We start from the raw sequence: 26,305 nt of genomic DNA, 5'->3' as shown, positions 1-26,305 counted from the left end.
TAAGAGGAAGGAAGGGTCATATGACTGTTCAAGCTCATCTTGAGTCACTCCAGAAAAAGCATGTTGCTCTCGAGGAGGAGTTGCACGCGCTCAGAACATCTCCCTCTATTTCCGATACGGAACTTGCCGAATGCAAGCGCCGCAAGCTGCGCATCAAGGACGAGATTCAGCGTCTTAAGTCATCCGTCCACTGATCTTCCCAAGGGTCGCCGGACGATCATCTTGCGCAAAGAGGTAAATCCATCCATTCCGCCTAAAATCAGCAAGAACCGGTGATCACACACTCGATTTGCGCCAGTCCGATGCCCGCCGCATCGCGGCTGGCGCTTTTGGTTCGTCAAGCTTCAAAGGGGCTGATGATCCGTGTCGAGTTTCCGGCCGGCATAATTTAACCCTGAAGCGGAACTGCTCGGGATAAAATTATGCAATTCAAAGTGATAAAACGTCCTCAGAGACGCGTGACGTGCATCAGGCCCAGAATTGATCAAGCCATAAATTGAGCGTGTCGAAGCCGCGGTTGTTGACCGCGTAGATGCGCTTCGTGCCTTCGGATGTCACCGAAACAAGATTGCTGTCCAACAGCGCTTTCAGGTGTTGCGAAACGGCGGGGCGGCTGATCGGCAGACCCTCGGCGAGCTCATTGACCGTCCGTGGTGCGCGGCGCAGTTCCTCCAGCAGAAACCGCCGGTTCGGATCGGCAATCGCAGAGAAAGGGTCCGTGTTCGACATGGCGGGAACGCTACGTCAAACCGGGCGCTCCAGCAAGGAAATTGTGCATTGCAGCGTGCGGCAATTCAAAGTGCTGCAGCGTTCCTCGCGCGTCTCAAAAGAAGCGCGGCGCTCCAGGGTTTCACCAACCAAGGCCCTCGTGCACGATCAGGAAGGCAGCGATCAGCGCCATCGCATACATGAAGGGATAGAAGATCTGTGGCCTCATGCGGCGCACGCACCATGCGCCGGCAAAGGTGGCGAGCGGGGCGAAGGGCAGGAGCGTCGCGGAGGTCGCAAGGTTCTGGGTGTCGAGTTGGCCGAGCGCGAAATAGGGGATCAGCTTGATGGCGTTGAGGATCGCAAAGAAGCGCACGCTGGTGCCGGTATATTCGCGTGGCTGCAATTTGAGCGGCAGGGCATAGATCTGGAAGGGCGCGCCGCCGGCATGGGCGACGAAGCTGCCGTAGCCGGAAAATGTGCCCCAGAGGCTGGCGGCCACCGGCCGCTGGCCGCGCGGCGGGACCACCTTGCCGGCGCCCGGGCCGAAATTATTCCAGAAATAGCGCAGGCAGAAGAGGATGGTCACCGCGCCGATGACAATGCGCAGCATGCTGCCCGGAACGAGCGCCGAGGTCGCCCAGCCGAGCGCGATGCCGAAGACTGCGCCCGGCAGCATGATCTTCAGCGTCGCCCAGTCGCCATGCTTGCGCCAGATGACGAGCGAGATCATGTCCATGAAGACCAGGATCGGCAGCAAGATCGCTGCCGCTTCGACCGGCGAGACGACGAGGGCGAGGAAAGGCAAGCCGATCAGCGACAAAGCGTCGCCCATGCCGCCCTTTGCGAGGCCCACCAGCAGAACCGCGGGCACGGCGGCGTAGTAGAATGACAAATCCTGCGGCATGCTTTCGACGTCCTCCTCTTGCAAGCCTCGTCTAACGGAACTACTCACACAAAACGAGTGCGGATCCCTCATTTCGAAGGGGAATTCGCCGGAAACGGAAAGACCTCATGACCGAACCGGAAAACCGCTGCCGCCTTGTGCTCATCGCACCTGATATTGCCGATGCCGATGAACAGGCAAAGATCGTCGCCGACGCGCTGAAGGGCGGCGACGTCGCTTCGGTGATCGTGCCGCAATACGGGCTCGACGACGGCGCCTTCCAGAAACATGCCGAAAAGCTGGTGCCGCTGATCCAGGATGCCGGAGCGGCTGCGCTGATTTCAGGCGACAGCCGCGTCGCAGGCCGGGCGAAGGCCGATGGCCTGCATCTTTCCGGCAATGCTGAGGCGCTTTCGGAAGCGATCGACAAACACGCGCCGAAGCTGATCATCGGCGGCGGCAACGCGGCTGACCGCCACCACGCGCTGGAGATCGGCGAAGTCAGGCCGGACTATATCTTTTTTGGCAAGCTCGACGGCGACATCAAGCCGGAGGCGCATCCGAAGAACCTTGCGCTCGGCGAATGGTGGGCCTCGATGATCGAGATTCCCTGTATCGTCATGGGCGGCACCGATCCGGCCTCGGCGCTTGCCGTTGCCGAGACCGGAGCGGAGTTCGTGGCGCTGCGGCTGGCGGTCTTCGGCGAGCCCGGCCGGGCGCCGTCGATCGTCGCCGAAATCAACGCGTTGCTTGACGAAAAAGCGCCACGGTTTGAGGATTGAAATCGCCCTCATGCCGATCCCGCCCGTCCGCCTTTTGAAATTTGCCCTTGCCAGCGTGGCGGCCTTGGTTGCTGCCGGGCCGGACGTCGCTTTGGCGCAGGCGCCGGACAGCGTCATCAGCCAGCCGGGCACGGCGCCGGCATCGACCTTCCGCACCGACCGGCCCACTGGCCCGGATGTCAAGCCCTCCGATGGTGTTGGCGTGTTCGACCGTATGGGCGCGAAGCTGCCGGACCTGCCGCCGGAAAAGGATTACAAGGGGCCGATCGACGAGGCTTACGGCGCCTTCCAGCGCGGTTATTACCTGACGGCAATGGACAAGGCGCTGCCGCGCGCCCAGCTCGGCGATCCGGCGGCGCAAACGCTGATCGGCGAAATCCTCTCGCAGGGCCTCGGCGTCAAGAAGGACGTGAAGAATGCCGCCTTCTGGTATGGCAAGGCGGCCGAAGGCGGCGATGCGGCAGCCATGTTTAAATATGCGCTGATCCTGATGGAAGGCCAGGGCGTGCCGCGTGACAAGGTCAAGGCCGACGACTACATGCGCAAGGCGGCCGAGGCGGGCAATCCTTCAGCGGAGTTCAACTGGGCGCAGCTTCTCATCGCCGACAATCCCGGCGAGAAGGGGCTGAAGCTTGCGCTGCCGTTCTACGAGAAATCGGCCGAGCAGGGCATTGCCGATTCGCAATATGCGGTGGCGCAGATCTATGCGACGCTGAAGGACCTGCCGGAGGAAAAGAAGCAGCTCGCCCGCGAGTGGATGGCGCGGGCGGCGCGCGCCGGCTTCGACACCGCCCAGCTCGATCTCGGCATCTGGCTCGTCAATGGCGTCGGCGGACCGAAGGATTACGTCAAGGGTTTCGAATGGCTGAAACTTGCCGCCAATGGCGGCAATGTCGTGGCGCAGAACAAGCTCGCCCATCTCTACATCAACGCCATCGGCACGCCGCCCGATCCGATCGAGGCAGCGAAGTGGTACGTGCTGTCTCGGCGTGCCGGGCTTGCCGATCCGTCGCTTGAGGATTTCTATCTCGGTATCGAGGACGATCAGCAGAAGGCGGCGATTGAGGCCGCCAATAAGTTCCGGCGGCGATAGCGGCCCGACGCGACGCGCTTTAAAAAAGCGCGTCGGCGAACAGATCTTCGTCGTTTTCGGCTTTGGCGGTCTCGGTGGGGGCGGGGGCGGGAGCGCTGTCCGCGGCCGCCGGGATGATGTCGCGATGAATGCTGCGCTCCTGGACCATCGTGTAGTGCTTGAAGATCGTGCGGTCGAGCGGCGCGATCGTCTCGGCGAGATCCGAGATATCTTCGATATCGCTGCCGGCGATGCCTTCGAGCAGATCGGCGCAGCGGCCAAGGACTTCGCCGAGATCATGCTGGAAATCGAGCTTGCCGATCAGCAGGCTGATCTTCGTGGCGACCTCGCGGCCGTTCTCGGCGAGCACTTTCAGTTCATCTTCCATCACGTTGGCCGCGGAGCGGATGTTGCCGACGGCTGACGTCAGGCTCTCCCCGAGGTTGCCGGCCCCGGCGCCGGCAGCGGGGGCGACGCGTCCGGCCGCGGCTTCGAGCGCCGGCAGGCCGTTGACGATGGCGTCGGCGGAATCGTCGAGCTTGCCGGCGAAGATGCGCAGCTCGGCGGTGACGACGTTGATCGACTTGCCTTCCTCGCCGAGACGGCTACAGCGCAGGTTGGTATTCAAGGCCATATAATGGATGTCGGTCTTGACGGCGCGGATATTTGCGATGGCTTCGGAGAGCTTGGCGGCCGTGCCGATCGTCGACTGGCTCACCTGGTCGGCCTGGCGGCTTGCCGTGTCGACCTGCTTGACGATTTCGTGAGCGGCCGAAACGCTGGATTCGAGCGCGCGCATGAAGTTGCCGCCGGCTTCGCCGCTCTGCCCGCTCATCTGATCGCGAAGCTTGAGGATCTCCCGCATGTCGTGGCCGAAACTCGCGATCGTCTTGACGACGTTCTCTGAATCCCGCTGGAAATTGGCGCACATGTCGCGCATCTGCGCTGCGGTTAGATGGTGAATGACGTTCTGAAGGCGCTGGCGGGCGCTAGCGTCGAGCCTTGCGCCATCCTCGCCGGCAAAGAAATCGTCGAGCGACGAAAATGTGGCCTGCACATGCTCGATGCGCTGGCGGGTAATGTCGCCGATCTGCAGGGCAGACAGCGTCGAGCCGACCTTGCTCTGGACATCGCGGGCAATCGCGCCGACCTCGCGGGCGATGACGCCGAGATCCTTGCGGTGTGCGGCGATCTTGGCGGCATCATCGCGCAGGGCTGCGGCGACGGCCGGAACGGTCTCGGCATAACCCTTGGAAACGCTGGCGCCAAAGGAGGCGGCGAGCTTGACCTCCTTGTCGAGGCTATCGAGATGCGTGGCGAAACGGTTGACTTCGTCGGTGCCGGAATAGATGCGTTCGAGGATCTCCTGGGCGAATCCGGCGAATTCGGCAAGGCCGGCACCGGTGATCTTCACGGTCACGGCGAAGGTTCTGAGATAACGCATCGTCTCCTGCATGTCGGAAACGTGCTTGCGCAGTTCCCTGCCGGTATGCGCCAGCGAGACCAACGCCTGCTGACGGTTTTCCTCGGTGACGGGCAACGCCTTCAGGCTCTCCACCGTGGCGCGGAGATCGGCGGTGGTATCGCTGGCTTCCTTGTTGTCGAGCGCCGTGGTCACACTCTCAAGCGAGTTCAACAGGCGGTTGAGGACATCCATCACCGACAGCAGTACGGTGCCGCCTTCGAGAAAACGCTCCTCGACCTGGTTGCGGGCGGATTCCAAGGTCCGGCTGATGTCCCGCCCCGACGAGTAGGCTGCAGCGTTCGGCGATACCAGAGCGTGTGCCAATTTTATACCTTTTCTTAAAATACAGGCAATTCGATTCTATTTTTACGGGCAGGATGGAAACGTCCGGTAAACGCGCCGGACTCGCCAGCGTTGTGATTAACGAAAGATGTCGATGCGACCCAGGGCAAAGTGTCAGGGCCGAGAAATGCAATTTAACACGCTGTTTTTACTTTATTTATTTCTAATTTTTGAGAAAAAAATACAACTTATCTCGGATGAGAATTGGGAGTCTCGGGACTCGTTATACGGCAGTTTCCTACAACCGCTGTTTACCCCGCATTAACGCTGCCATGAGAGTCCTTTTAGGGTCATCAAGTATTTCTCTGGCCCAGGAGGCGGCATTGGATACTCCGAAGCAATATTACGAATCTATAAATTTGCCGGATGTGCTCAGCATTCGCAACGTTTCAGAACTATATTCCAAGCTTACTGATGAATTTCATAGTCGTGATTCAATCATCATCAGCATTCCGGAAGGCGCGGAAGCGGATCTGAGTTTCGTTCAACTCATCGAATCCTCGCGCTGCCAAGCAAAATCCCAAGGAAAGACGTTCAAACTTTCTTCGCCGGCCAGTGGTTCGGTCCTGAAGGTACTTGAGCGCGCCGGTTTCATCGAATCTTTCGATCAAGAAGATGCAAATTTCTGGTTGCATAAAGAGGTAACGTTATGAGTGCAAATATCCTGACCGTCGACGATTCCGCCAGCATTCGTCTGACTACCAAGGTCACGCTGACCAATGCCGGCTATAGCGTCACCGAGGCAGTCAACGGGGCAGAGGGCCTCGCGACGGCCAAGGGCAGCACCTTCGATCTGATTGTGACCGATCTCAACATGCCTGTCATGGACGGGCTGACGATGATCGAGGAGCTGCGCAAGCTGCCGGCGCAGGCCGGCGTTCCGATCATCTTCCTGACGACGGAATCGGATGCCGATCTCAAGGCGCGTGCCAAGGCCGCCGGCGCCACCGGCTGGCTGACCAAGCCGTTCGACCCCGAAAGTCTGGTGAAAATCGTGAAAAAGGTTCTCGGACGATGAGCACGATCGATCCTGTCGCCGTATTCCGCATGGAGGCCGCCGAATGCCTCGAAGCGATCGAGGCCGGTCTTCTCGACCTGACCCACCAACTCGACAACAAGGATCTCGTCGACGCCGTGTTCCGCGGTCTCCACACGCTCAAGGGCTCCGGCGCGATGTTCGGTTTCGAGGCGCTCGCCGCCTTCACCCATCATTGCGAAACAGCCTTCGACCGCGTCCGCAAGGGTGAAGTCGCAGCGACCAGCGAACTCGTCGCCGCCGTTCTCGCCGCCCAGGACCATATGCGTGCCCTTGTCGACCAGCCGGACGCCGATCACGGCGATACCGGACATAAGCTTCTGGCGCAGCTGCAGGCCGCCGTCGGCGGCAAGGCGGCAGCGGTAGCTGCCCCTGTGGTCGCCGTTCCCCCACCCGTGGCCGTGCGCGAGGCACCGGCGAAGAGGAAGAACAGCTGGCGCATTCACTTCAGCCTGCCCGCCAATTCGATGGCCAACGGCACCAATCCGCTCGGCCTGCTGGACGAGCTGCGCGATCTCGGCGAATGCACCGTGCGCGCCAATAGCTCGGCTATTCCGCCGCTCGACGAGCTCACTCCGACAGAACTCCATATCTCCTGGGACGTGACGCTGGTGAGTGACCAGGACCGTTCGGCGATCGACGACGTCTTCATCTTCGTACTCGATGATATGGAACTCAGCGTCGAGGAAATCGACGCGCCGGCAGCGGCAACGGTCGCGGCCATCGAGGAAAAGACAGCATCTGCAACTGCCGCCGCATCGACGGCGCCCGTTCCACCGGCCGCCGTTCCGGAATTTCGTCCTGTCGAGGCGGTTCCGGCCAAGCGCGAGGCGCCCGTTGCCGTCAGCCAGGCGAAGGCGGCCGAGAACGTCCGCGTTCCGGCCGAACGTCTCGACGAGCTGATGGACCGCGTCGGCGAACTCGTCATTGCGCAATCGCGCCTCAGCCAGCTCGCCAGCGCCAGCACCGATATCGCGCTACGCTCCGTCTCGGAAGAAATCGAACGCCTCTCTGGCGAATTGCGCGACACGATGATGGTGCTGCGCATGGTGCCGGTCGCCACCCTCTTCTCTCGCTTCCGCCGCCTCGTCCACGATCTCGCCCGCGAGACCGGCAAGGTGATCGAGCTGGTGACGGAGGGCGAGAGCACCGAAGTCGACAAGACGGTCATCGAGCGCCTGGCCGATCCGCTGGTGCATCTGGTGCGCAACTCGATCGACCACGGCCTCGAAACGCCGGCCGATCGACTTGCCTCCGGCAAGACCGAAGCCGGCACGGTGACGCTTTCGGCCCGCCAGGCCGGTGGCGAGGTGATCATCTCGATCAAGGACGACGGCCGCGGCATCAATCGTGACCGGGTTCGCGCCAAGGCGGAATCTTCCGGCCTCATCCACCCCGGGCAGCCGCTTTCCGACTCCGAGCTGCTGCAACTGATCTTCGCCCCCGGCTTCTCGACAGCCGCGGCGATCACCAATCTGTCCGGCCGCGGGGTCGGCATGGACGTGGTCAAAAAGACGGTCGAAGCGCTTCGCGGCGCAATCGACATCGTCAGTGTGCCCGGACAGGGTTCGGAAGTGTCGCTGCGCATCCCGCTGACGCTTGCCATCATCGATGGCCTGCTGGTGCGGGTCGGTTCCGGCCGCTACGTCATCCCGCTCTCGGCGGTCGAGGAATGCCTCGAACTGTCGCTCGAGGAAGATCTCCGTTCGCGCGGCCGCAGCTTCATCTCACTGCGCGACAGCCTGGTGCCGTTCCTGCGCCTGCGCGATCTCTTCCGCACCGGCACCAAGCCCGACGTGCACCAGAAGGTCGTCGTCATCTCGACCGGCACCGAGCGTGTCGGCCTCGTCGTCGACCAGATCATCGGTGACCACCAGACGGTCATCAAGTCGATGTCGAAACTGCACAATAACGTTGCGACCTTCTCGGGCGCCACCATTCTCGGCGACGGCAGCGTCGCTCTCATTCTCGACGTCGGGCACCTGGTTGCCGCGGGTCAGCAACAGGAGGCGCAATTGCGTGTAGCAGGATGAGTGCAACAGCAGCAGCCGAACGATTTGACAATCACTGGAGCTATGCCGAAGAGGTGGAGGTCCTGACCTTCGATCTCAACGGCGAAACCTTCGCGCTGGAAGCGGTCATCGTCCAGGAAATCCTGGACCTGCTTCCTGAGACAGCGGTCCCGGGCAGCCAGCCCTTCGTCGCCAGCGTCATCAACTTTCGCGGCAAGGTCATTCCGCTCGCCGATCTGCGCCTCGCCTTCGGGATGGAAGCGGCAGAAGCGACGATCGACAGCCGCATCATCGTCATCGAGATCGATCTGCAGGGCGAGCAGACGCTCGTCGGCCTCAGAACCGACAAGGTGAACGAAGTGACGACGCTTGCAAAGACCGCGAGCGAGGCACCACCGAGCGTCGGCATGCGCTGGCGCGCCGACTACATCAATTGCCTCGTGAAGAGGGGCGGAGAATTCATCATTCTCCCTAATCTGCAGGCGATTTTCTCATCGAGGCACGATGCGGCGGGAGCCGTTAATTGACGCCGGATGAATTCAACGAGGGGTTTGGACCATGCGACTGACAATCAAGACGAAACTGGTGACCGCGTTCACCTTCATCATTCTGATGCTCATGGGCACCGCCGCTTACGGTGTCCTCAGCCTTGGATCGCTGAACGATACGATCGATAAGCTTCTCTCCGGCCCGGCAGCCCGCCTCGATCTCGCGCAGCAGATCAACATCGCCCAGCTCGAGGCCATCCGCCAGCAGAAGAACCTGCTCACCGCCCGGACCGCGGACGAGTCGGCCGGGGCAATCGCCAAGGGCAACCAGGCCCGCAAGGAATTCGCCGACGCCTTCAGCCATGTGCTGGCGCTGGCAACGGAAGAGGGCAAAGTGCGCTGGGCACGCATCGCCGAGCTGTCCAAGACCTTCAATGCGGCCGACGATCAGATCCGCGAATATGTGAAGGCCGGCAATGCCGAAGGCGCAAATGCCATCTCCGTCTCGACGGCCCGGGCCGCTGCCAACGACATCGACTCGACACTCAGCGAAATCCTGGCGCTTGAAAAGCAGCGTATGAAGGCTGCCGATGACGGCGCCGAAGCGCAGTACACGACGACCCGCACGACGATGATGGCGGTCGCCGCCGTCGCGCTGCTGATCGCTGCTCTCACCGCCTTCTGGATCGCCAGCACGATCAGCAAGGGACTTAGCCGCGCCAACACCGTGGTTCGCGAGGTGTCGGAAGGCGATCTGACGAAGATGGCCGATATCACCAGCCATGACGAAATCGGCGAGCTTCTGGGTAATGTCAATACGATGATCGAACGCCTGCGCGGCGTCGTCGCCGACGCATTGTCGGCTGCCGACAACGTCTCTTCCGGCAGCCAGGAACTTTCGGCGAGCTCGGAACAGGTCTCGCAGGGCGCCACCGAACAGGCGGCGTCGGCTGAAGAGGCGTCGGCCTCGATGGAGCAGATGGCCGCCAACATCAAGCAGAACGCCGACAACGCCGCCCAGACGGAAAAGATTGCCCGCCAGTCGGCCAAGGACGCGGAAGCCAGCGGTGAAGCGGTGACGCGTGCCGTCGACGCCATGCGCACGATCGCTCAGAAGATCGGCATCGTCCAGGAGATCGCCCGCCAGACCGATCTCTTGGCTCTCAACGCGGCTGTGGAAGCAGCACGTGCCGGCGAACACGGCAAGGGTTTTGCGGTCGTCGCCTCCGAGGTTCGCAAACTCGCCGAACGCAGCCAGTCGGCCGCCGCCGAAATCAGCTCGATGTCGAGCGATACGGTCAAGGCCGCCGCCGATGCCGGCGACATGCTTGGCCGGCTGGTGCCCGACATCCGCAAGACGGCAGAGTTGGTCTCCGAGATCAGTGCAGCCTGCCGCGAACAGGATATCGGCGCTTCGCAGATCAATGAGGCGATCCAGCAACTCGACAAGGTGACCCAGCAGAATGCCGGCGCCTCCGAGCAGATGTCGGCGACCTCCGAGGAGCTCGCCTCCCAGGCCGAAGAACTGCAGGCCTCGATCGCCTTCTTCAAGGTCGATACGGCGGGTAGTGCGCGGCCCGGCGCCCAGAAGGCACAGCCAAAAGCTTCGGCCAAGGTGGCCAAAGCCCCGGCCACTGTCCGCAAATCCGCCCCGCAAGGCCATGGACAGGGTCGCGGCCAGACGGTTTCGGCTCAGCAGCAGCGTCTCAAGGGCTTTGCTCTCGACATGTCGATGGGTGGTCCAGACGCCAGCGACGACGACTTTAGGGAGCGCGCATAAGCGCTCCTGCCCTCAATGTGATCCCTCGGGCTGCTCCGGCGGCCCGAGGAGGGAATATCCCCCAACGCATGTAGGCGTTGGCGCTGCGATGGATAGATGTCCGGCTGCCGGGAAGTGAATGTAATCGCTTTTCCCCGTTTCAACACATCAGTTCCAAGCTCGACGTCCCGCCAAGGGGACATGTCTCTCTCCATTCGTTTTGACCGCAAATCGGGGGTATCACATGCGTTTCACCATTAAACTCAAACTGGGTCTTGCCTTCGGCATCATGACGCTGCTGCTAATCGGCATCGCGGTTTATGGAAGCCTCAGCCTCGGCACTTTGAACGAGGCGAGCAGCAATATGATCGACGGCCCGATGCGCCGCCTGGAACTGGCGCTGAATGCCAATGTCGCCGAAGTCAACGCCATCCGCGCTCAGAAGAACGCGCTGCTTTCCACGGATCCCGACGCGGCCGCCGCTTTCTACAAGGAAGCCGATCAGAACCTGCAGGCCATGTTCGATGCTGTCGACGCCGGTTTTGCCATCGCCACCGCTGAAGGCAAGCCTCATTGGGAAAAGCTGCGGACGGTCGGTGGGAAATTCCGTGAAAAATCCACTGAGTTGCAGCAACTTGACGCGAAGGGCGACAAATCAGGCGCGCTGGCGCTTTCACTCGGCGACCTTCGAGCGATGACCAATGACATGGGCGATGCAATCGCCGCCCTTACGGAGATCCAGCGCAAGGGCATGCAGGCAACCAACCACTCGAACACCGATCTTTATAATTCGACCAAGCTGATCCTCACTGCTGCTTCCGGCATCGCCGTGCTCGTCGCACTCGCCGCCGCATTGTGGATCACGCTCGGAATCAACAACGGCTTGCGGAAGATCACGACCGTCGCAAACGCCGTCGCAATCGGTGATCTCAACCAGAGGGTCGACGTCAAGACCAATGACGAGATCAAGGATCTCATCAACACGGTCAATACCATGACCGCCAATCTGCGCGCCACGGCAGCCCTTGCCGACCAGATCGCCATGGGCGACCTCAGCACCGACGCCAAGCCGCTTTCGGACAAGGATACGCTCGGCATCGCGATGCAGAGCATGATCTCCAACCTACGAACCACCGCCGGCATCGCCGATCAGATCGCAAACGGCGACCTGACGGTGTCTCCGAAGCCGCTCTCCGACAAGGATGCGCTGGGCCTCGCCCTGGAGCAGATGGTCGAGCGCCTGCGCGGCGTCGTCGCCGACGCAATCTCCGCGGCCGAGAACGTCTCGTCCGGCAGCCAGGAGCTTTCGGCAAGCTCCGAGCAGGTCTCGCAGGGTGCCACCGAACAGGCGGCTTCCGCCGAAGAGGCTTCCGCTTCGATGGAAGAGATGGCCTCCAACATCAAGCAGAACGCCGACAACGCCGCCCAGACGGAAAAGATCGCCCGTCAGTCGGCCAAGGATGCGGAAGCCAGTGGTGAAGCCGTCTCCCGTGCCGTCGACGCCATGCGCACGATCGCTCAGAAGATCGGCATCGTCCAGGAAATCGCCCGGCAGACCGATCTGCTGGCTTTGAACGCCGCAGTCGAAGCGGCGCGCGCCGGTGAACACGGCAAGGGATTTGCGGTCGTCGCCTCCGAGGTTCGCAAACTCGCCGAACGCAGCCAGTCGGCGGCCGCCGAAATCAGCGCCATGTCGAGCGATACCGTGACAGCCGCCCAGGAAGCCGGCGAAATGCTCGGCCGGCTGGTGCCCGATATCCGCAAGACGGCCGAGTTGGTCTCCGAGATCAGCGCCGCCTGCCGCGAACAGGATATCGGGGCGGCCCAGATCAATGAAGCGATCCAACAGCTCGACAAGGTGACGCAGCAGAATGCTGGCGCTTCCGAGCAGATGTCGGCGACCTCCGAGGAGCTCGCCTCCCAGGCCGAAGAGCTGCAGACGTCGATCGCTTTCTTCAAGGTCGATACGGCCGGCAGTCGCCGTGACCGCGCCCCGGCGGCAAAACTCGCCGCCCGCAGCCGGGTTCAGGCGGCACCACGCAAACCGGGCGGCAAGACGCCGGCCAATACGGTCGCCGGCCAGCAGGCCCGCGTGAAAGGATTTGCCCTCGACATGTCGATGGGCGGTCCCGACATGGCCGATGACGAGTTTAGGGAGAGCGCATAGCGCTCCCTTGGAGAAAGCGCATAGGTGCTCTCTCCGTTTGCAACTGTCGTGGGCCAGCCAACATGGCCCGCGACGCAGGCTTCCGGTGCTCGAGGGGATAGGCACGGAACCTATTCATTTCTTTCCGTTGGATGCTTTTGCCTGATGGAATTTCTTTGCTGCATGACGCCGCGCCACCTGGACCATATTTATTGCTTCGCTCTCTGAGAGGAATATTGAGATGCGTATTACGATCAAACTTAAGCTCGCGGCCGCATTCGGCTTTGTCATATTGTTGCTGGTGGGTAGCGCGGTTTATGGAATCATCAGCCTCAGCTTGCTGAACGACGCTGTTGGCGACCTTGTTTCCGGGCCTGCAAAAAGGCTGGAACTGGCTCTGGAGGCGCAAACTGCCGAGCTCGATGCCGTCCGCTGGCAAAAGAACGCGCTTCTGGAAATGGATTCCGAAATCGTCAAAAAGGATTATCAGAATTCGGCGAGAAGCGTGGATGAAATGCTCAGCTTCGCGACAAGCGGCCTACAGCTCGCAACTGCTGAAGGCAAGCCGCTCTGGGACAGGTTGATCGAACTGGCCAAGCGCTTCGATGAAGGCTCCAACAAAGTAGCCTCCATTCAACAAAGCGGCGACAGAGCGGCGGCCGTGGCCCTTTCCTCAGGGGAGGTTCGCGCCCTCGTCGCGGAAATGGAAGAGGTTTTCGGGAAACTCGTTACGCTTCAACAGAAGTCGATGGCGCAAGCCGATAGCGATACCGATGCTCTTTATAGCTCAACAAAGAACATGTTGATCGGTATCGCAATCGGGGCTTCCCTTATCGCCTTCGCCGCCGCGCTTTGGATCGCGCTCGGTGTCAACAGCGGCCTGCGCAAGATCATGAACGTTGCCAGCGCCGTCGCCATCGGCGACCTGAACCAAAAGGTCGAGATCAGGACCAACGACGAGATCAAGGATCTGGTCAACATGATCAACACCATGACGGACAACCTTCGCGTCACCGCCAACATTGCGGCACAGATCGCTGACGGCGATCTGACGGTGTCTCCGAAGCCGCTTTCGGAGAAGGATACGCTCGGCATTGCGCTCGACCAGATGGTCGAGCGCCTGCGTGGCGTTGTCGCCGATGCGGTCGCGGCCGCCGAAAATGTTTCGGCCGGCAGCCAGGAACTGTCCTCGAGCTCCGAACAGGTGTCGCAGGGCGCCAGCGAACAGGCGGCTTCGGCCGAAGAGGCGTCGGCCTCGATGGAGGAGATGGCCGCCAACATCAAGCAGAACGCCGACAACGCCGCCCAGACGGAAAAGATCGCCCGCCAGTCCGCCAAGGATGCGGAAATGAGTGGCGAAGCGGTGTCGCGCGCCGTGCAGGCGATGCGGACCATTGCCGAGAAGATCAGCATCGTCCAGGAAATTGCCCGCCAGACCGATCTTCTGGCGCTCAACGCCGCCGTCGAAGCGGCGCGCGCCGGTGAACACGGCAAGGGTTTTGCGGTCGTCGCCTCCGAGGTTCGCAAGCTTGCCGAACGCAGCCAGTCGGCCGCCGCCGAAATCAGCTCGATGTCGAGCGATACGGTCAAGGCCGCCCAGGACGCTGGCGACATGCTCGGCCGCCTGGTGCCCGACATCCGCAAGACGGCCGAACTGGTTTCCGAAATCAGTGCGGCCTGCCGCGAACAGGATGTGGGCGCCTCGCAGATCAACGACGCGATCCAGCAGCTCGATCGGGTGACGCAGCAGAATGCCGGCGCGTCCGAGCAAATGTCTGCGACCTCGGAAGAGCTCGCGAGCCAAGCCGAAGAACTGCAGGCCTCGATCGCCTTCTTCAAGGTGGATACCGCAGGCGCCCGCCAATCCCGCGTGCCCGCTGCCAGGGCGACTGTCCGCAGCTCGGCGCCCGCCGGCCGCAACCTCGGCACCAGGAAACTCGCCGCCAACAGCGTCGCCGGTCAGCAGGCGCGGGCAAAGGGTTTTGCTCTCGATCTCTCCATGGGCGGTCCCGATGATGGGGACGTCGAATTTAAGGAAAGTGCATGATCATGGCCACGACATCCCTGGAAGCGCAATTCGTGACCTTCAGCCTCGGCGAGGAGATCTTCGCCGTGCCGGTCGAGGTGGTACGGGAAATCCTCGACTATGCGGAAGCTTTCAAGATTCCGAATGGTCCCGACTATCTGCTCGGTCTGCGTGACGTGCGCGGACAGGGCGTGCCGACGATCGATCTTCGATTGAAGCTCGGCATGACGAAGACCGTGCCGACGCCGCACACACGCGTGCTCGTCCTCGACGTGCCGATGGAAAGCCGGCTGCTGACGCTCGGCCTCGTCGCCGACCGCGTCTTCGAGGTGACGCCGTTCCGGCGCGAACAGATCGAGGCGGCGCCTGATATCGGCGTGCGCTGGCGCTCGGATTATATTGCCGGCGTCGTTCGCCGTGAAAACGGTTTCGTCGTCATCATCGATCTTGCCCGGTTGCTGTCGCACGAGGACGCCTCGGCACTGCAATCGGCGGCCTGACCCGCGCATCAACTGGGAGTACGGCGTTCTATGAGTATGGCAGCGGTGGAAACCCAATTGCCGGGGGACCGGATCAGCAAGCGCAATTTCGACAAGCTTGCCCGGTTCATCTACGACTATAGCGGCATCAAGATGCCGCCGACCAAGCTGACGATGCTCGAAGGGCGGCTGAGGCGCCGCCTTCGCGCAACCAACCATTCGACCTTCGACGATTATTGCGACTTCCTGTTCAATCACGACGGCCTCGCCCAGGAAACCGTCTACCTGATCGACGTGGTGACGACGAACAAGACCGACTTCTTCCGCGAAGCCAAGCATTTCGATTACTTGCAGAGCGTGGCGTTGCCGGCGATCGCCAATAGCGGCGTGCGGACCATCCGCACCTGGAGTTCGGCCTGCTCGACAGGGGCGGAACCCTATACGATGGCGATGGTGTTGGCGGAATTCACCGAAGGCCGCAACGACGTCTCCTACAGCGTGCTTGCCACCGACCTTTCCACCGACGTGCTACAGACGGCGCGCCGGGGCATCTACCCGGAAGACCTCATCGCGCCTGTGCCGCGTGACCTGCAGCGCAAATACGTGCTGACGGCCAAGCAGCCGGATCGGCGGGAGGTGCGCATCACGCCGAAATTGCGCAGCAAGATTGGTTTTGCCCGCATGAACCTGATGGACGAGAAATACCCGATCGGCGAGGCGATGAACGTCATCTTCTGCCGCAACGTGCTCATCTACTTCGACAAGCAGACTCAGGCCGGCGTGCTCAACCGCCTCTGCGACTGCCTGGCGAAGGGCGGCTACATGTTCATCGGTCATTCCGAATCGATTACCGGCTTCGACCTGCCATTGAAACAGGTCTCGAATACGGTGTTTCAGCGCATCTAGAGCATGTCCGTTTTCTTCCAATCACGGGCGTGCTCTATCTCTTTGTGTCACTAAAGAGTTAGAGCATGATGTCGTCCGAAAATTGCCAATTCTTTTCGGCATCATGCTCTAGGAGCATTCATGGCTAAAAAAATCCGCGTTCTGATCATCGACGATTCTGCCAGCGTCCGTCAGACACTGACCCATGTCTTGGAGCAGGATCCCGATATCGAGATCATGGCGGTCGCATCCGACCCCTTCGTGGCGGCGCGGAAGCTGCTGGAGGAGATCCCCGACGTCATCACGCTCGATGTGGAAATGCCGCGCATGGACGGCATTACCTTCCTGCGCAAGCTGATGTCGCAGCGGCCGATCCCCGTCGTGATGTGCTCGTCGCTGACGGAAGCGGGTTCGGAAACGCTGATCCAGGCGCTGGAGGCCGGCGCCGTCGACGTCATCCTGAAATCGAAGATCGGCGCCGCCGACAGCCTTGCCGACGATGCGATGCGCATTCGCGAAGTCGTCAAGAGCGCCTCGCATGCGCGGCTTACCACGGTGCGTCGCGCCGCCGGAACCATCCGCTCGGCTTCGGCGGAAGGGCCGGCCAAGAAGCTGACGGCGGACGTGATGCTGCCGCCGCCGACGGGGCGGGCCATGGCGAAGACGACGGAGATGGTCGTCTGCGTCGGCGCCTCCACAGGCGGCACCGAGGCGCTGCGCGAATTCCTGGAGGAACTGCCGGCCAATGCACCCGGCATGGTGATCGTCCAGCATATGCCGGAGAAATTCACCGCCGCCTTCGCCAAGCGGCTGAACGGGCTCTGCGAGGTCGAGGTCAAGGAAGCCGTCGATGGCGATCCGGTGCTGCGCGGCCATGTGCTGATCGCGCCAGGCGACAAACACATGCTGCTCGAACGCCAGGGTGCGCGCTACTATGTGAGCGTGAAGACCGGACCGCTGGTGTCGCGCCACCGGCCTTCGGTCGACGTGCTTTTCCGCTCGGCGGCGCGCTCGGCCGGCTCGAATGCCATGGGCATCATCATGACCGGCATGGGCGACGACGGCGCGCGCGGCATGCTGGAAATGCATCAGGCCGGCGCCTACACGGTGGCGCAGGACGAGGCGAGTTCGGTTGTCTTCGGTATGCCGAAGGAGGCGATCGCCAAGGGCGGTGTCGACCGTATCCTGCCGCTCGATCAGATAGCTCGCGAAGTGCTGATAACGCAGCAGAAATTCTGAGATGAGTTTCGAGGGAAACCACGTAAAACGGGCGGTCCCGGAAGATGGCGCGGATTTAATCCGTTCAGCATAATCGGCGGTTTCCGGTGTCGCAGCGCAGCCATGCGCGCCTCCCCTTGAAATTTCCCTGATTTTGTGGTCTTGAGGCCGCCAATCTTTGCAGCGCCGCCTGTCATGCATGTTCAGGGACATTTCCCGCCCCCGGCAGTGCGCGCCCCGTATCAGTCCCAAGGAAAAATGCGCCGATGGCCCGTTCAGCTCTTCTCAATGTCATGGTTCAGGCTGCCCTCAAGGCAGGAAAATCGCTGGGACGTGATTTCGGCGAAGTGCAGAACCTGCAGGTTTCGGTGAAGGGACCCGGCGATTTCGTTTCCACTGCCGACCGCAAGGCCGAAAAGATCGTTCGGGAAGAACTGCTCAAGGCGCGTCCCACCTATGGCTTTCTCGGCGAGGAAAGCGACGAGATCAAGGGCACGGACGGCGCGCACCGCTGGATCGTCGACCCGCTCGACGGCACGACGAACTTCCTGCACGGCATTCCGGCCTTCGCTGTTTCGATCGCGCTCGAACGCAACGGCGAGATCGTTGCCGCCGTCGTCTTCAATCCGGCGACCGACGAGCTCTATACAGCCGAGCGCGGTGGCGGCGCCTTCCTCAACGACCGGCGCCTGCGCGTCGCTGCGCGCCGCGTGTTGTCGGATTGCGTCATCGGCTGCGGTGTGCCGGCGCTCGGCAAGCGTAATCACGGCAAGTTTCTGGTCGAGCTTCGCCACGTGATGGGCGAAGTGGCGGGCATCCGCCGCCTGGGCTCGCCGACACTCGATCTCGCCTATGTCGCCGCCGGGCGCTTCGACGGTTTCTGGGAAGCGGAGCTTGCGCCCTGGGACATGGCGGCCGGCATCCTGCTCATCCGTGAAGCCGGCGGGTTCGTCACCGATTGGGACGGCGGGACGGCCATTCTGGAGAGCGGCGCGATCGTCGCCGGCAACGAACTCATCCACAAGGCGCTGATCGAAGTCGTCAAGCGACCGATCCCCGCCAAGTAAGCGAACGAAAATCCGGCTGTTGTAAAGTCACGGTTTTCGCCCCGGCATACTTCAATTCGGCACAATGTTGCTCTAGTCTCCGCCAGCAATGACTCCGGAGGCAGCGACCCTATGGAAAATGTGAATGTGGCGGAGATCGGCTCCACCGAAAAGACGGCCGGCGGTTATGCCTACAGGCTTTCGAGCCCCATGCCCTTCCTCTGGACGATGCTGCTTTTCCTGGTCATCGTCGGCTTTATCGCCGCCATCCTCTTCCGCCAGACGCAGACCGCCTTCATGCACAATCCAGGCCTCAACGGCCTGATCGTCGGCGTTCTCGCGGTCGGAATCATCCTTGTTTTCAATCACGTGCTGGCGCTTCGCCCCGAAGTGCGCTGGTTCAACTCGTTCCGCGCCGCCGGCAGCGCCGACAAGGTCAGCCGCAATCCGCGGCTGCTTGCGCCGATGCGGGCGCTGATCGGCAGCCGCAAGACCTCGGTCGCGCTGTCGACGACGGCGCTGCGCTCGATCCTCGATTCGATCGCCACCCGCCTTGACGAATCGCGCGACGTTTCGCGCTACCTGATTGGCCTCCTGGTCTTCCTCGGCCTGCTCGGCACCTTCTGGGGCCTCATCGGCACGATCGGTTCGATCAGCATCGTCATCCAGTCGCTCGATGCCGGCTCGAACGGAACGGGGGATGTACTTTCGGCGCTGAAGGAAGGGCTTTCCATGCCGCTTTCGGGCATGGGCCAGGCCTTCTCCTCCTCGCTGCTCGGCCTCTCCGGTTCGCTCATTCTCGGTTTCCTCGATCTGCAGGCCGGCCGCGCGCAGAACCGCTTCTATATGGAACTGGAAAACTGGCTGTCCTCGGTCACAGATGTCGGCTCCGATCTTGCCCCGGCCCTCGACGCCGTTTCCGGCGCCTCCTCGGACGACATGCGCGCGCTCTCCGATTATCTGCGCAAGGTCTCCGAAGAGGGCGGCACCGGCAGCCAGCGCTCCGTCGCCGCCATGGCGAGCCTTGCCGAAGGCATTCAGGGCCTCGTCAAGAACATGCGCAACGAACAGCAGATGCTGCGCGACTGGATCGAGGCGCAGCAGGACGAGGCGAAGGCGATGCGCCGCACGCTTGACCGGCTGGCCGAACGCATCGGCGTGCAGGAGCGCGCAGGCGAGAGAGGCGAGCGCACGCGCGACCGCGCCAGCCAGACAGAAAAGAGCGAGGGCAAGTAAGCCATGGCTCTTGCCCGCAACCGCCGCCGCGAACGCACGGTGGATTATTGGCCGGGTTTCGTCGACGCGCTGTCGACGCTGCTCATCTCGATCATGTTCCTGCTGACGGTCTTCGTCGTCGGGCAGTTCATCCTCAGCCGCGAGATCACCGGACGCGACGAGGTGCTCAATCGCCTCAACAGCCAGATCAACGAGCTGACGCAGCTACTCGCGCTCGAAAAGGGCAGCAACCAGGATCTTCAGGATTCGGTCGCCAATCTGCAGGCCTCGCTTGCCAGTGCCGAAGGCGACCGTTCGCGGCTGCAGGCGCTGCTGAATGCCGGTTCGGGCGGTCAGGATGCAGCGCAGAAACGGATCGGTGCGATGACGCAGGAGCTCGACGAGCAGAAGCAGGTGAGCGAGCGGGCGCTCAGCCAGGTCGAACTGCTGAACCAGCAGATTGCAGCGCTTCGCAGCCAGATCGCCGCCGTCGAAGCTGCCCTTCAGGCGTCGGAGGAGAAAGACCGGGTCTCGCAGACCAAGATCGCCGACCTCGGCAGCCGCCTGAACGTCGCGCTCGCGGCGCGCGTGCAGGAACTGAACCGCTACCGTTCCGACTTCTTCGGCCGCCTGCGCGAGATCCTTTCGGACCGCGAGAATATCCGTATCGTCGGCGACCGGTTCGTCTTCCAGTCGGAAGTGCTGTTTCCCTCGGGCGGCGCCGATCTCAATCCGGAGGGGCAGACGGAGATGGCAAAGCTCGCCGCCGCCCTTCTCGATCTCGCCAAGGAAATTCCGCCGGAGATCAACTGGGTGCTGCGCGTCGACGGCCATACCGACAATGTGCCGCTTGGCGGAACGGGCCGCTATCGCGACAATTGGGAACTTTCCTCGGCGCGCGCGATCTCGGTCGTCAAGTTCCTGATCGCGCAAGGCGTGCCGGCCGACCGGCTCGTTGCCGCCGGCTTCGGCGAGTTTCAGCCGATCGCGCCAGGCGATACGCCGGACGCGCGCGCTACCAACCGCCGCATCGAGCTGAAGCTCACTGAGAAATGATTACAGCCGCGCCTCCTTTAGCCGGCCGGCGAGAAAATCGCGGACGGCGGGGCTGTCACTGAGGCCGATCGCTGTCATATAGGCGCCGGCCGCCGCGGTATCGTCGCCGGCCTGCGACAGAAGAAAGGCGCGCACCGCCCAGTAGGGCTGGTAGCTGGCGACAGCGCTCGGATCGAGCTGGTCGAGCCGTTTCAGGCCAGCGGCCGCATTCAGCGCCCTGCCGATCACCGCAGCCTGGCTGACATGTGCACCCAGCGTGGGTTTCATCATCACCAGCGCCGCGTAGAGTGTTGTCAACGCCTGCCAGTCGGTCTTTCCCGACAGCCGGCGCGCCGCATGCACGGACTGGATCGCCGCCTGGCACTGGAAGGGGCCGAAACGGTTGAAACTCCCGGCCTTGCGTAGCAGCGAATCCGCCTCGGCGATCATGATTGCGTTCCACGCAGCGGTATCCTGTTCGTCTAGCGGCACATATCGACCATCGCTGTCGCGCCGGGCGTTGCGGCGGGCTTCGCAGTGAAGCATCAACGAGAGGAGACCGATTGCCTCCGGTTCGTCCGGCAGTACCGCAAGAAGCGCTCGGCCGAGCCAGATCGCTTCGCCGGCAAGCGAATGGCGCTCTTCTTCGCCGTCGAGGCCGTCCCAGCCGAGGCCGTAGGCGGCGTAGATCGCCGAGAGCACCGCGGCGAGCCGCCCGGGCAAGGTGGGACGCTGCGGAACGGCGAAGGGAATGCCGGCATCCCGAATCTTCGCCTTGGCCCGCACCAGCCGTTGGCTCATCGTATCCGGCGAAATGACGAAGGTTCGCGCGATGGTTCGCGCCTCGATGCCGAGAACGGTCTGCAGCATCAGCGCCGTATGCACGGAGCTGTCGATGGCGGGATGGGTACAGGCAAAGAGCAGCTTCAGCCGCTCATCGGGAAAGACGGCCTTGCCGGCCTCGTTCATGCGTTCCTCTGCTTCTTCGAAGGCAATCAATATCGTCGTTTGCGCATTGACCTCGACGGTGCGGTGGCGGGTGGCCTGCATGAGGTTGCGGCGTGCAGCCACCAGCAGCCAGGCTTCCGGATTGCCGGGAATGCCGCGCTCTGGCCAAACGCGAAGGGCCGAGGCCAGCGCTTCCGACAATGCGTCTTCCGCCGCCGGCACGTCGCGCGAGCGGGCGGCGAGGAAAGCGATCAGCTTGCCGTAGGATTGACGCGCCACCTTTTCGGCAGCGCGCCCGGCATCAGGCGGCATCGTCGCCTCACATCTGCAGGCGCGGGCGCACCTCGACAGAACCCTTGTCGGAGATCGGAACGCGGGTCGCCCATTCAAGCGCGGTGTCGATGTCGGGGACGTCGATCAGATAGAAGCCGCCGAGTTGTTCCTTGCCTTCCGGATAGGGGCCGTCCTGAACATCGTGTTCCCCGCCTTTGCGGCGTACGATCGTGCCGGTCTCCGGGCCGGTCAGCCCGGCGCCGCCGGTCATGATCCCTGCCTGAGCAAGCGCCTTGCTGTAGGCGACCCAGCCATCTCGATAGGCCGGATCGCTGCGGCGCTCGAAATCCTCGGCGGCTTCGCGAATGATGAGAGCATATTGCATGGAAAACTCCTGATCTCGTTGTTGGCGTTGATCCGGGCATGCCGATATCGGGGACCGATATCCCGAGAGCTGTAAAGCCCGGCGGAGCGGAGGGCCGTTCCAAAACAATGAGGCGCGGCCATCGGTCGTTTCGACATGGTTTTCAAAAAATATGCGAAAAAGAAAATGGCGCCGAAAAATCACCAGCAAACGGGCAGACTCAAGGGTGCCGGCGCTGCTCAAAGGCGCGAAAGGGCAGGAGCTGCGTTGACGCCGCCCCTGCCGATCTGATCAGGATTCGGCCTTCGTCTGATCGACGATTTCGGCGCCGGGTGCGTTCTTCTTGATGGATTCGATGGCGTTCACGGCCGACGCCTTCGCCTTGTAGCCCTCGGACGAGAACATGGCTTCGCCGTTCGATGCCTTGAAGCGGAAGCGGAACTCGCCGGCCTTATCCTTATAAACTTCGAATTTATACATGGATGTCTCCCGAAACGCTGAATTGCAACCATCAGCGTAGCGGAGGCTAGATCAAAATGGCGAGCTTTTCCACTACCTTAATTTGAATTGAATTGCTTAGCGTCCAATTGTCACCATTTCCATTGGACGCTAGCAAAGGAGAGGCCGGACGCTTCGCCGCGACAACAAGAGATTTCAGGCCGGGCCGGCCTAAAATCCGAATCCTGTTCGCGATGGAAGAGGCATGATGCTCCGGCATCACTCCATCTGGATATTCGCCCCCTTGACGACCGGTCCCCATTTGGCGAGTTCGGCCTTCACATGGGTGGCAAGTTCTTCCGGCGTCGAGCCGACGATGGTGGCGCTGAATTCTTTCATCCGTTCGGCAACGGCCGGGTCGGCGAGCGCCTTTTTGGCCGAAGCATTGAGGCGCAAGACCACCTCGTCCGGCGTCTTGGCCGGGGCGAAAAGCGCGTTCCATGTATAGGTCTCGTAGCCTGGTATGCCCGACTCGGCGACCGTCGGCACATCGGGGAAGGAGGGCGCGCGCTGGGCCGTCGTCACCGCCAGCGCCCGCAGCGTACCGGCCTTGATGTGGCTCGATGAAGAGGGCAGGTTGTCGAACATGATCGGCACCTGGTTGCCGATGACGTCGTTCAATGCCGGGCCGGCACCCTTATAGGGGATGTGCTGCATGCTGACGCCGGCCATGGACTTGAAGAGTTCGCCGGAAAGATGCAGCGGCGTACCGTTGCCCGACGAAGCGTAACTGTATTTGTCGGGCTCGGCCTTCAACAGCGCGATCAACTCCTGCACGGTCTTTGCCGGCAATTCCGGATTGACGACCAGAACGTTGGGCACGATGACGAGCAGCGAGACCGGCGCGAAATCCTTCTCGGGATCGTATGGGGTCGATTTGAGGATCAGCGGGTTGAGGGCGTGGGTTGCGACCGTGCCCATCAGAATGGTGTAGCCGTCGGGTTCAGCGCGGGCGACATTGCCGGCGCCGAGATTGCCGCCGGCGCCGGCGACATTCTGGACGATCACCTGCTGGCCCAGATCCTCCGACATCTTCTGCGCGACGATGCGGGCAACGACATCGGTCGAGCCGCCGGCCGCGAAGGGCACGACCATGGTGATCGCGCGATCAGGAAAATCCGCGGCAGCGGCAGTTGCGCCGGCGGCAAAGGTCGCAAGCACACTGAAACCGAGCACAAGGCCCGCACGTCGCGTCATATCGGAAAGCGCCATTCCCATCTCCTCCCAAGAATTTCTACAGCGATATCCCCACCCCGGGGAATGAAGAGGGTAGGGCAGACCGCGCGAAAGGCAACCGCGGAGAGGTGCTGCGAGGTTCAGACTTTAGTCGCTTTTGGCTGGAGAGATGCGCGCCGGCTATTTGGCGGCGGCGAGTACATCCTCGTTGGCGGCGTCGAATTGCAGCCGTGCCAGCCGCGCATAGATACCGCCATGGCCGATCAGGCTCTTATGCGTGCCCTCCTCGACGACGCGGCCCTGATCCATGACCAGGATGCGATCGGCTTTCAGAACCGTTGCCAGGCGATGGGCGATGACCAGCGTCGTGCGGCCGTCGACAAGGCCGTCGAGGGCTTTCTGCACCAGCGTCTCGCTTTCGGCGTCGAGGGCGGAGGTCGCTTCGTCGAGCAGCAGCACGGGCGCGTTCTTCAGGATGGCGCGGGCAATGGCGATGCGCTGGCGCTGGCCGCCGGAGAGCGTGATGCCGCGTTCGCCGACTTCCGTCTCGTAGCCCCTATCCAATCGGGCGATGAATTCGTCAGCCTGGGCGGCAAGGGCTGCGGCGCGGACCTCGTCACGCGAGGCGCCGGGACGGCCGAAGGCGATGTTGTCATGGATCGAGGCGGCAAAGATGGTGACGTCCTGCGGCACGATGGCGATGCGCTGACGCAGCTCGTCGGGCGTGGTCAGCTGGGCGTCGACCCCGTCGATCTTCACGCTGCCCTGCTGCGGATCGTAGAAGCGCAGCAGCAGCGAAAAGACGGTGCTCTTGCCGGCACCGGAAGGGCCGACGATGGCAACGGTCTCGCCCGGCGTGATGGCGAAGTTTAAGCCATGCAGCGCCGATTTGCCGGGGCGTGAGGGATAGGCGAAATGCACGTCTGCGAATTCGACGCGGCCGCGGCCAGGGGACGGAAGCGGCTGCGGACTGGCGGGGGCGGCAATCGGCGAAACCTCGTCGAGAAGTTCGGTCAGCCGGTCGGCAGCGCCGGCTGCCTGCGAGAGTTCGCCCCAGACCTCCGACAGCGCGCCCAGCGAACCGGCGGAGATGACGGCATAGAGCAGAAACTGGCCGAGCGTGCCGGCAGAAAGGGTGCCGGCAAGAACGCTATGGGCTCCGACCCAGAGCACGGCGACGACGCTGCCGAAGATCAGCGTAATGGCGATCCCCGTCAGCAGCGCGCGCGAGCGGATGGCTGCCCGGGCGGCGTCATAGGCGGATTCGACGGCGGTGCCGTAACGCGTCGCTGCGGCATCCTCGCCGTTGAAGGCCTGGACGGTGCGGGTCGCGGCGATCGTCTCGTTGGCGAAGGCGGAGGCGTCGGCGAGCGTATCCTGGGCGGCGCGCGAGCGCTTGCGCACCGAGCGGCCGAAGGCGACGAGCGGGAAGACGATCAGCGGGATCGCTCCGATGACGAGGCTCGAAAGCTTCGGCGAGGTGACGATCATCATGCCCATGGCGCCGATACAGAGGATGAGGTTTCTGAGCGCCACCGAAGCGGTGGCGCCGACGGCGGACTTGATCTGAGTCGTATCGGCAGTCAGGCGCGAGACGATCTCGCCGGACTGGTTGACATCGAAGAACGAGGGCGACAGCCTCGTCACATGGGAGAAGACATCGCGGCGTAGATCGGCGACGATGCGCTCGCCGATGGTGATGACGAAATAATAGCGCAGCGCGCTCGCGACCGCGAGGACGATGGCCATGACCATCAGCATGGCGAAGTAGCTGTTGATGAAACGGCCGTCGGAATGAGTGAAGCCGTGATCGATCATGCGGCGCACGGCAAGCGGCAGCGCCAGCGAGGTGACGGCGGCAAGCGCCAGCGACATCAGCGCGCCGGCCACCATGGCGCGATAACGCATGACATAGGGCGTCAGCCTGCCGAGCGGTCGCAGCGACCGACTTTTGTTTTCTTCAGCCCGTGCCTGCTCTGCCAAATCGTCTCCGATCGCCCGCAGGACCCGCGCAATGCGGCCTGTTGGCTCTTGTTATCTAGGCGTCCTTCATGTATAGGCACCGCATCCTAATGGGAAGCCGTAGCCATCACGACTGCGGCTTCATTTATTCAATCGGTTCGTTGGCCGCAACTGCATGCGGCAAATTGAACTCCGGTATCGCAGGAAGATTGTTATGAAGGCAGGCATCCATCCCGAATATCACATGATCAAGGTGGTCATGACCGATGGCACCGAATACGAAACCCGCTCGACCTGGGGTTCGGAAGGCGCTGTCATGAACCTTGAAATCGATTCCAAGTCGCATCCGGCCTGGACCGGCGGCAGCCAGCAGCTCATGGACCGCGGTGGCCGCGTCTCCAAGTTCAACAAGCGTTTCGGCGGCCTCGGCCTCTAATCGCTTCTGCCCGACGGAATTCGAAGAGAGCCCGGTTTCACCGGGCTT

General features: G+C 62.3%; 25 protein-coding genes. 17 read left to right on the top strand and 8 right to left on the bottom strand.

Annotation, left to right across the window (positions count from 1 at the left end; translation table 11 throughout):
- Nucleotides 1–20 precede the first annotated feature (20 nt).
- Entirely contained in the window at nucleotides 21–194 is a 174-nt protein-coding gene (locus FHT75_RS20160; protein ID WP_003542831.1) for a YdcH family protein, read from the top strand.
- Between the two features lie 274 nt (nucleotides 195–468).
- Here FHT75_RS20160 and FHT75_RS20155 read toward each other — a convergent pair whose 3' ends face one another.
- Both FHT75_RS20155 and FHT75_RS20150 read right to left on the bottom strand, forming a co-directional pair.
- Nucleotides 469–729, bottom strand: a complete 261-nt coding sequence (locus tag FHT75_RS20155; RefSeq protein WP_017962043.1) for an ArsR/SmtB family transcription factor — start codon at nucleotides 727–729, stop codon at nucleotides 469–471.
- Nucleotides 730–850: 121 nt separating this feature from the next.
- A complete protein-coding gene (locus tag FHT75_RS20150; RefSeq protein ID WP_028755490.1) occupies nucleotides 851–1,615 on the bottom strand; it encodes a sulfite exporter TauE/SafE family protein in 765 nt (254 codons plus the stop codon).
- Nucleotides 1,616–1,722: 107 nt separating this feature from the next.
- On the opposite strand from FHT75_RS20150, the gene FHT75_RS20145 reads away from it, so the two are divergent.
- Both FHT75_RS20145 and FHT75_RS20140 read left to right on the top strand, forming a co-directional pair.
- Nucleotides 1,723–2,376: a thiamine phosphate synthase gene (locus FHT75_RS20145; protein WP_028755491.1), complete on the top strand. Its 654-nt coding sequence runs from the start codon at nucleotides 1,723–1,725 to the stop codon at nucleotides 2,374–2,376.
- A 10-nt stretch (nucleotides 2,377–2,386) separates the two neighbouring features.
- Nucleotides 2,387–3,469 (top strand): tetratricopeptide repeat protein, encoded by a 1,083-nt coding sequence (locus FHT75_RS20140; RefSeq protein ID WP_028755492.1) that lies wholly within the window; start codon nucleotides 2,387–2,389, stop codon nucleotides 3,467–3,469.
- Nucleotides 3,470–3,488: 19 nt separating this feature from the next.
- Here the strand turns inward: FHT75_RS20140 and FHT75_RS20135 are convergent, their stop codons facing one another.
- Nucleotides 3,489–5,237 carry a hypothetical protein gene (locus tag FHT75_RS20135; RefSeq protein ID WP_028755493.1) on the bottom strand — a complete coding sequence of 583 codons (1,749 nt, stop codon included), beginning with the start codon at nucleotides 5,235–5,237 and terminating at the stop codon, nucleotides 3,489–3,491.
- A gap of 341 nt (nucleotides 5,238–5,578) precedes the next feature.
- On the opposite strand from FHT75_RS20135, the gene FHT75_RS20130 reads away from it, so the two are divergent.
- The 13 genes from FHT75_RS20130 to FHT75_RS20070 all read left to right on the top strand — a co-directional run bounded on the left by FHT75_RS20130 (nucleotide 5,579) and on the right by FHT75_RS20070 (nucleotide 20,621).
- Nucleotides 5,579–5,908 carry an STAS domain-containing protein gene (locus FHT75_RS20130; RefSeq protein ID WP_028755494.1) on the top strand — a complete coding sequence of 110 codons (330 nt, stop codon included), beginning with the start codon at nucleotides 5,579–5,581 and terminating at the stop codon, nucleotides 5,906–5,908.
- Nucleotides 5,905–6,273 carry a response regulator gene (locus tag FHT75_RS20125; protein ID WP_028755495.1) on the top strand — a complete coding sequence of 123 codons (369 nt, stop codon included), beginning with the start codon at nucleotides 5,905–5,907 and terminating at the stop codon, nucleotides 6,271–6,273. Before FHT75_RS20130 ends, FHT75_RS20125 begins: the two co-directional genes overlap by 4 nt.
- Nucleotides 6,270–8,324, top strand: coding sequence for a chemotaxis protein CheA (locus FHT75_RS20120; protein ID WP_028755496.1), 2,055 nt, complete (start codon nucleotides 6,270–6,272; stop codon nucleotides 8,322–8,324). Before FHT75_RS20125 ends, FHT75_RS20120 begins: the two co-directional genes overlap by 4 nt.
- On the top strand, nucleotides 8,321–8,830 hold the full coding sequence (locus tag FHT75_RS20115; RefSeq protein WP_028755497.1) for a chemotaxis protein CheW: 510 nt from the start codon (nucleotides 8,321–8,323) through the stop codon (nucleotides 8,828–8,830). Before FHT75_RS20120 ends, FHT75_RS20115 begins: the two co-directional genes overlap by 4 nt.
- Nucleotides 8,831–8,861: 31 nt before the next feature.
- The gene (locus FHT75_RS20110; RefSeq protein ID WP_183845191.1) at nucleotides 8,862–10,571 is read left to right on the top strand and encodes a methyl-accepting chemotaxis protein; all 1,710 of its coding nucleotides are present in this window, start codon (nucleotides 8,862–8,864) and stop codon (nucleotides 10,569–10,571) included.
- 223 nt (nucleotides 10,572–10,794) lie between these two features.
- Nucleotides 10,795–12,717, top strand: a complete 1,923-nt coding sequence (locus FHT75_RS20105) for a methyl-accepting chemotaxis protein (protein ID WP_028755499.1) — start codon at nucleotides 10,795–10,797, stop codon at nucleotides 12,715–12,717.
- A gap of 220 nt (nucleotides 12,718–12,937) precedes the next feature.
- A complete protein-coding gene (locus FHT75_RS20100) occupies nucleotides 12,938–14,743 on the top strand; it encodes a methyl-accepting chemotaxis protein (protein WP_028755500.1) in 1,806 nt (601 codons plus the stop codon).
- Nucleotides 14,740–15,222: a chemotaxis protein CheW gene (locus FHT75_RS20095; RefSeq protein ID WP_028755501.1), complete on the top strand. Its 483-nt coding sequence runs from the start codon at nucleotides 14,740–14,742 to the stop codon at nucleotides 15,220–15,222. The genes FHT75_RS20100 and FHT75_RS20095 overlap by 4 nt, the downstream gene beginning before the upstream one ends.
- Before the next feature lie 30 nt (nucleotides 15,223–15,252).
- Entirely contained in the window at nucleotides 15,253–16,107 is an 855-nt protein-coding gene (locus FHT75_RS20090; RefSeq protein ID WP_028755502.1) for a CheR family methyltransferase, read from the top strand.
- A 120-nt stretch (nucleotides 16,108–16,227) separates the two neighbouring features.
- Nucleotides 16,228–17,325, top strand: coding sequence for a chemotaxis response regulator protein-glutamate methylesterase (locus FHT75_RS20085; protein ID WP_028755503.1), 1,098 nt, complete (start codon nucleotides 16,228–16,230; stop codon nucleotides 17,323–17,325).
- Nucleotides 17,326–17,570: 245 nt separating this feature from the next.
- Complete coding sequence (locus tag FHT75_RS20080) at nucleotides 17,571–18,371, top strand: inositol monophosphatase family protein (protein WP_097630729.1); 801 nt, start codon at nucleotides 17,571–17,573, stop codon at nucleotides 18,369–18,371.
- 111 nt (nucleotides 18,372–18,482) lie between these two features.
- Nucleotides 18,483–19,586 carry a hypothetical protein gene (locus FHT75_RS20075; protein WP_028755505.1) on the top strand — a complete coding sequence of 368 codons (1,104 nt, stop codon included), beginning with the start codon at nucleotides 18,483–18,485 and terminating at the stop codon, nucleotides 19,584–19,586.
- Between the two features lie 3 nt (nucleotides 19,587–19,589).
- Nucleotides 19,590–20,621, top strand: a complete 1,032-nt coding sequence (locus FHT75_RS20070; protein WP_028755506.1) for a peptidoglycan -binding protein — start codon at nucleotides 19,590–19,592, stop codon at nucleotides 20,619–20,621.
- On the opposite strand, the gene FHT75_RS20065 is transcribed toward FHT75_RS20070, so the two are convergent.
- The 5 genes from FHT75_RS20065 to FHT75_RS20045 all read right to left on the bottom strand — a co-directional run bounded on the left by FHT75_RS20065 (nucleotide 20,622) and on the right by FHT75_RS20045 (nucleotide 25,842).
- The gene (locus FHT75_RS20065) at nucleotides 20,622–21,860 is read right to left on the bottom strand and encodes an RNA polymerase sigma factor (RefSeq protein WP_097630730.1); all 1,239 of its coding nucleotides are present in this window, start codon (nucleotides 21,858–21,860) and stop codon (nucleotides 20,622–20,624) included. It lies immediately after the preceding gene.
- A 7-nt stretch (nucleotides 21,861–21,867) separates the two neighbouring features.
- Nucleotides 21,868–22,206: a YciI family protein gene (locus tag FHT75_RS20060; protein ID WP_028755508.1), complete on the bottom strand. Its 339-nt coding sequence runs from the start codon at nucleotides 22,204–22,206 to the stop codon at nucleotides 21,868–21,870.
- A gap of 270 nt (nucleotides 22,207–22,476) precedes the next feature.
- Nucleotides 22,477–22,665 carry a YegP family protein gene (locus FHT75_RS20055; RefSeq protein WP_028755509.1) on the bottom strand — a complete coding sequence of 63 codons (189 nt, stop codon included), beginning with the start codon at nucleotides 22,663–22,665 and terminating at the stop codon, nucleotides 22,477–22,479.
- A 237-nt stretch (nucleotides 22,666–22,902) separates the two neighbouring features.
- A complete protein-coding gene (locus FHT75_RS20050) occupies nucleotides 22,903–23,895 on the bottom strand; it encodes a Bug family tripartite tricarboxylate transporter substrate binding protein (protein WP_097630732.1) in 993 nt (330 codons plus the stop codon).
- Nucleotides 23,896–24,039: 144 nt separating this feature from the next.
- The gene (locus FHT75_RS20045; RefSeq protein ID WP_097630733.1) at nucleotides 24,040–25,842 is read right to left on the bottom strand and encodes an ABC transporter transmembrane domain-containing protein; all 1,803 of its coding nucleotides are present in this window, start codon (nucleotides 25,840–25,842) and stop codon (nucleotides 24,040–24,042) included.
- A 193-nt stretch (nucleotides 25,843–26,035) separates the two neighbouring features.
- Between FHT75_RS20045 and rpmE the strand changes: the two genes are divergently transcribed.
- Entirely contained in the window at nucleotides 26,036–26,257 is a 222-nt protein-coding gene (rpmE, locus tag FHT75_RS20040; RefSeq protein ID WP_028755512.1) for a 50S ribosomal protein L31, read from the top strand.
- The last annotated feature ends 48 nt before the right edge of the window (nucleotides 26,258–26,305 follow it).

This window comes from Rhizobium sp. BK112, from assembly GCF_014193215.1.
In the GTDB taxonomy this organism is placed as follows: domain Bacteria; phylum Pseudomonadota; class Alphaproteobacteria; order Rhizobiales; family Rhizobiaceae; genus Rhizobium; species Rhizobium anhuiense.
Note: the sequence above shows the minus strand (reverse complement) of the source record. Positions and strands in the feature narration are given on the sequence as shown.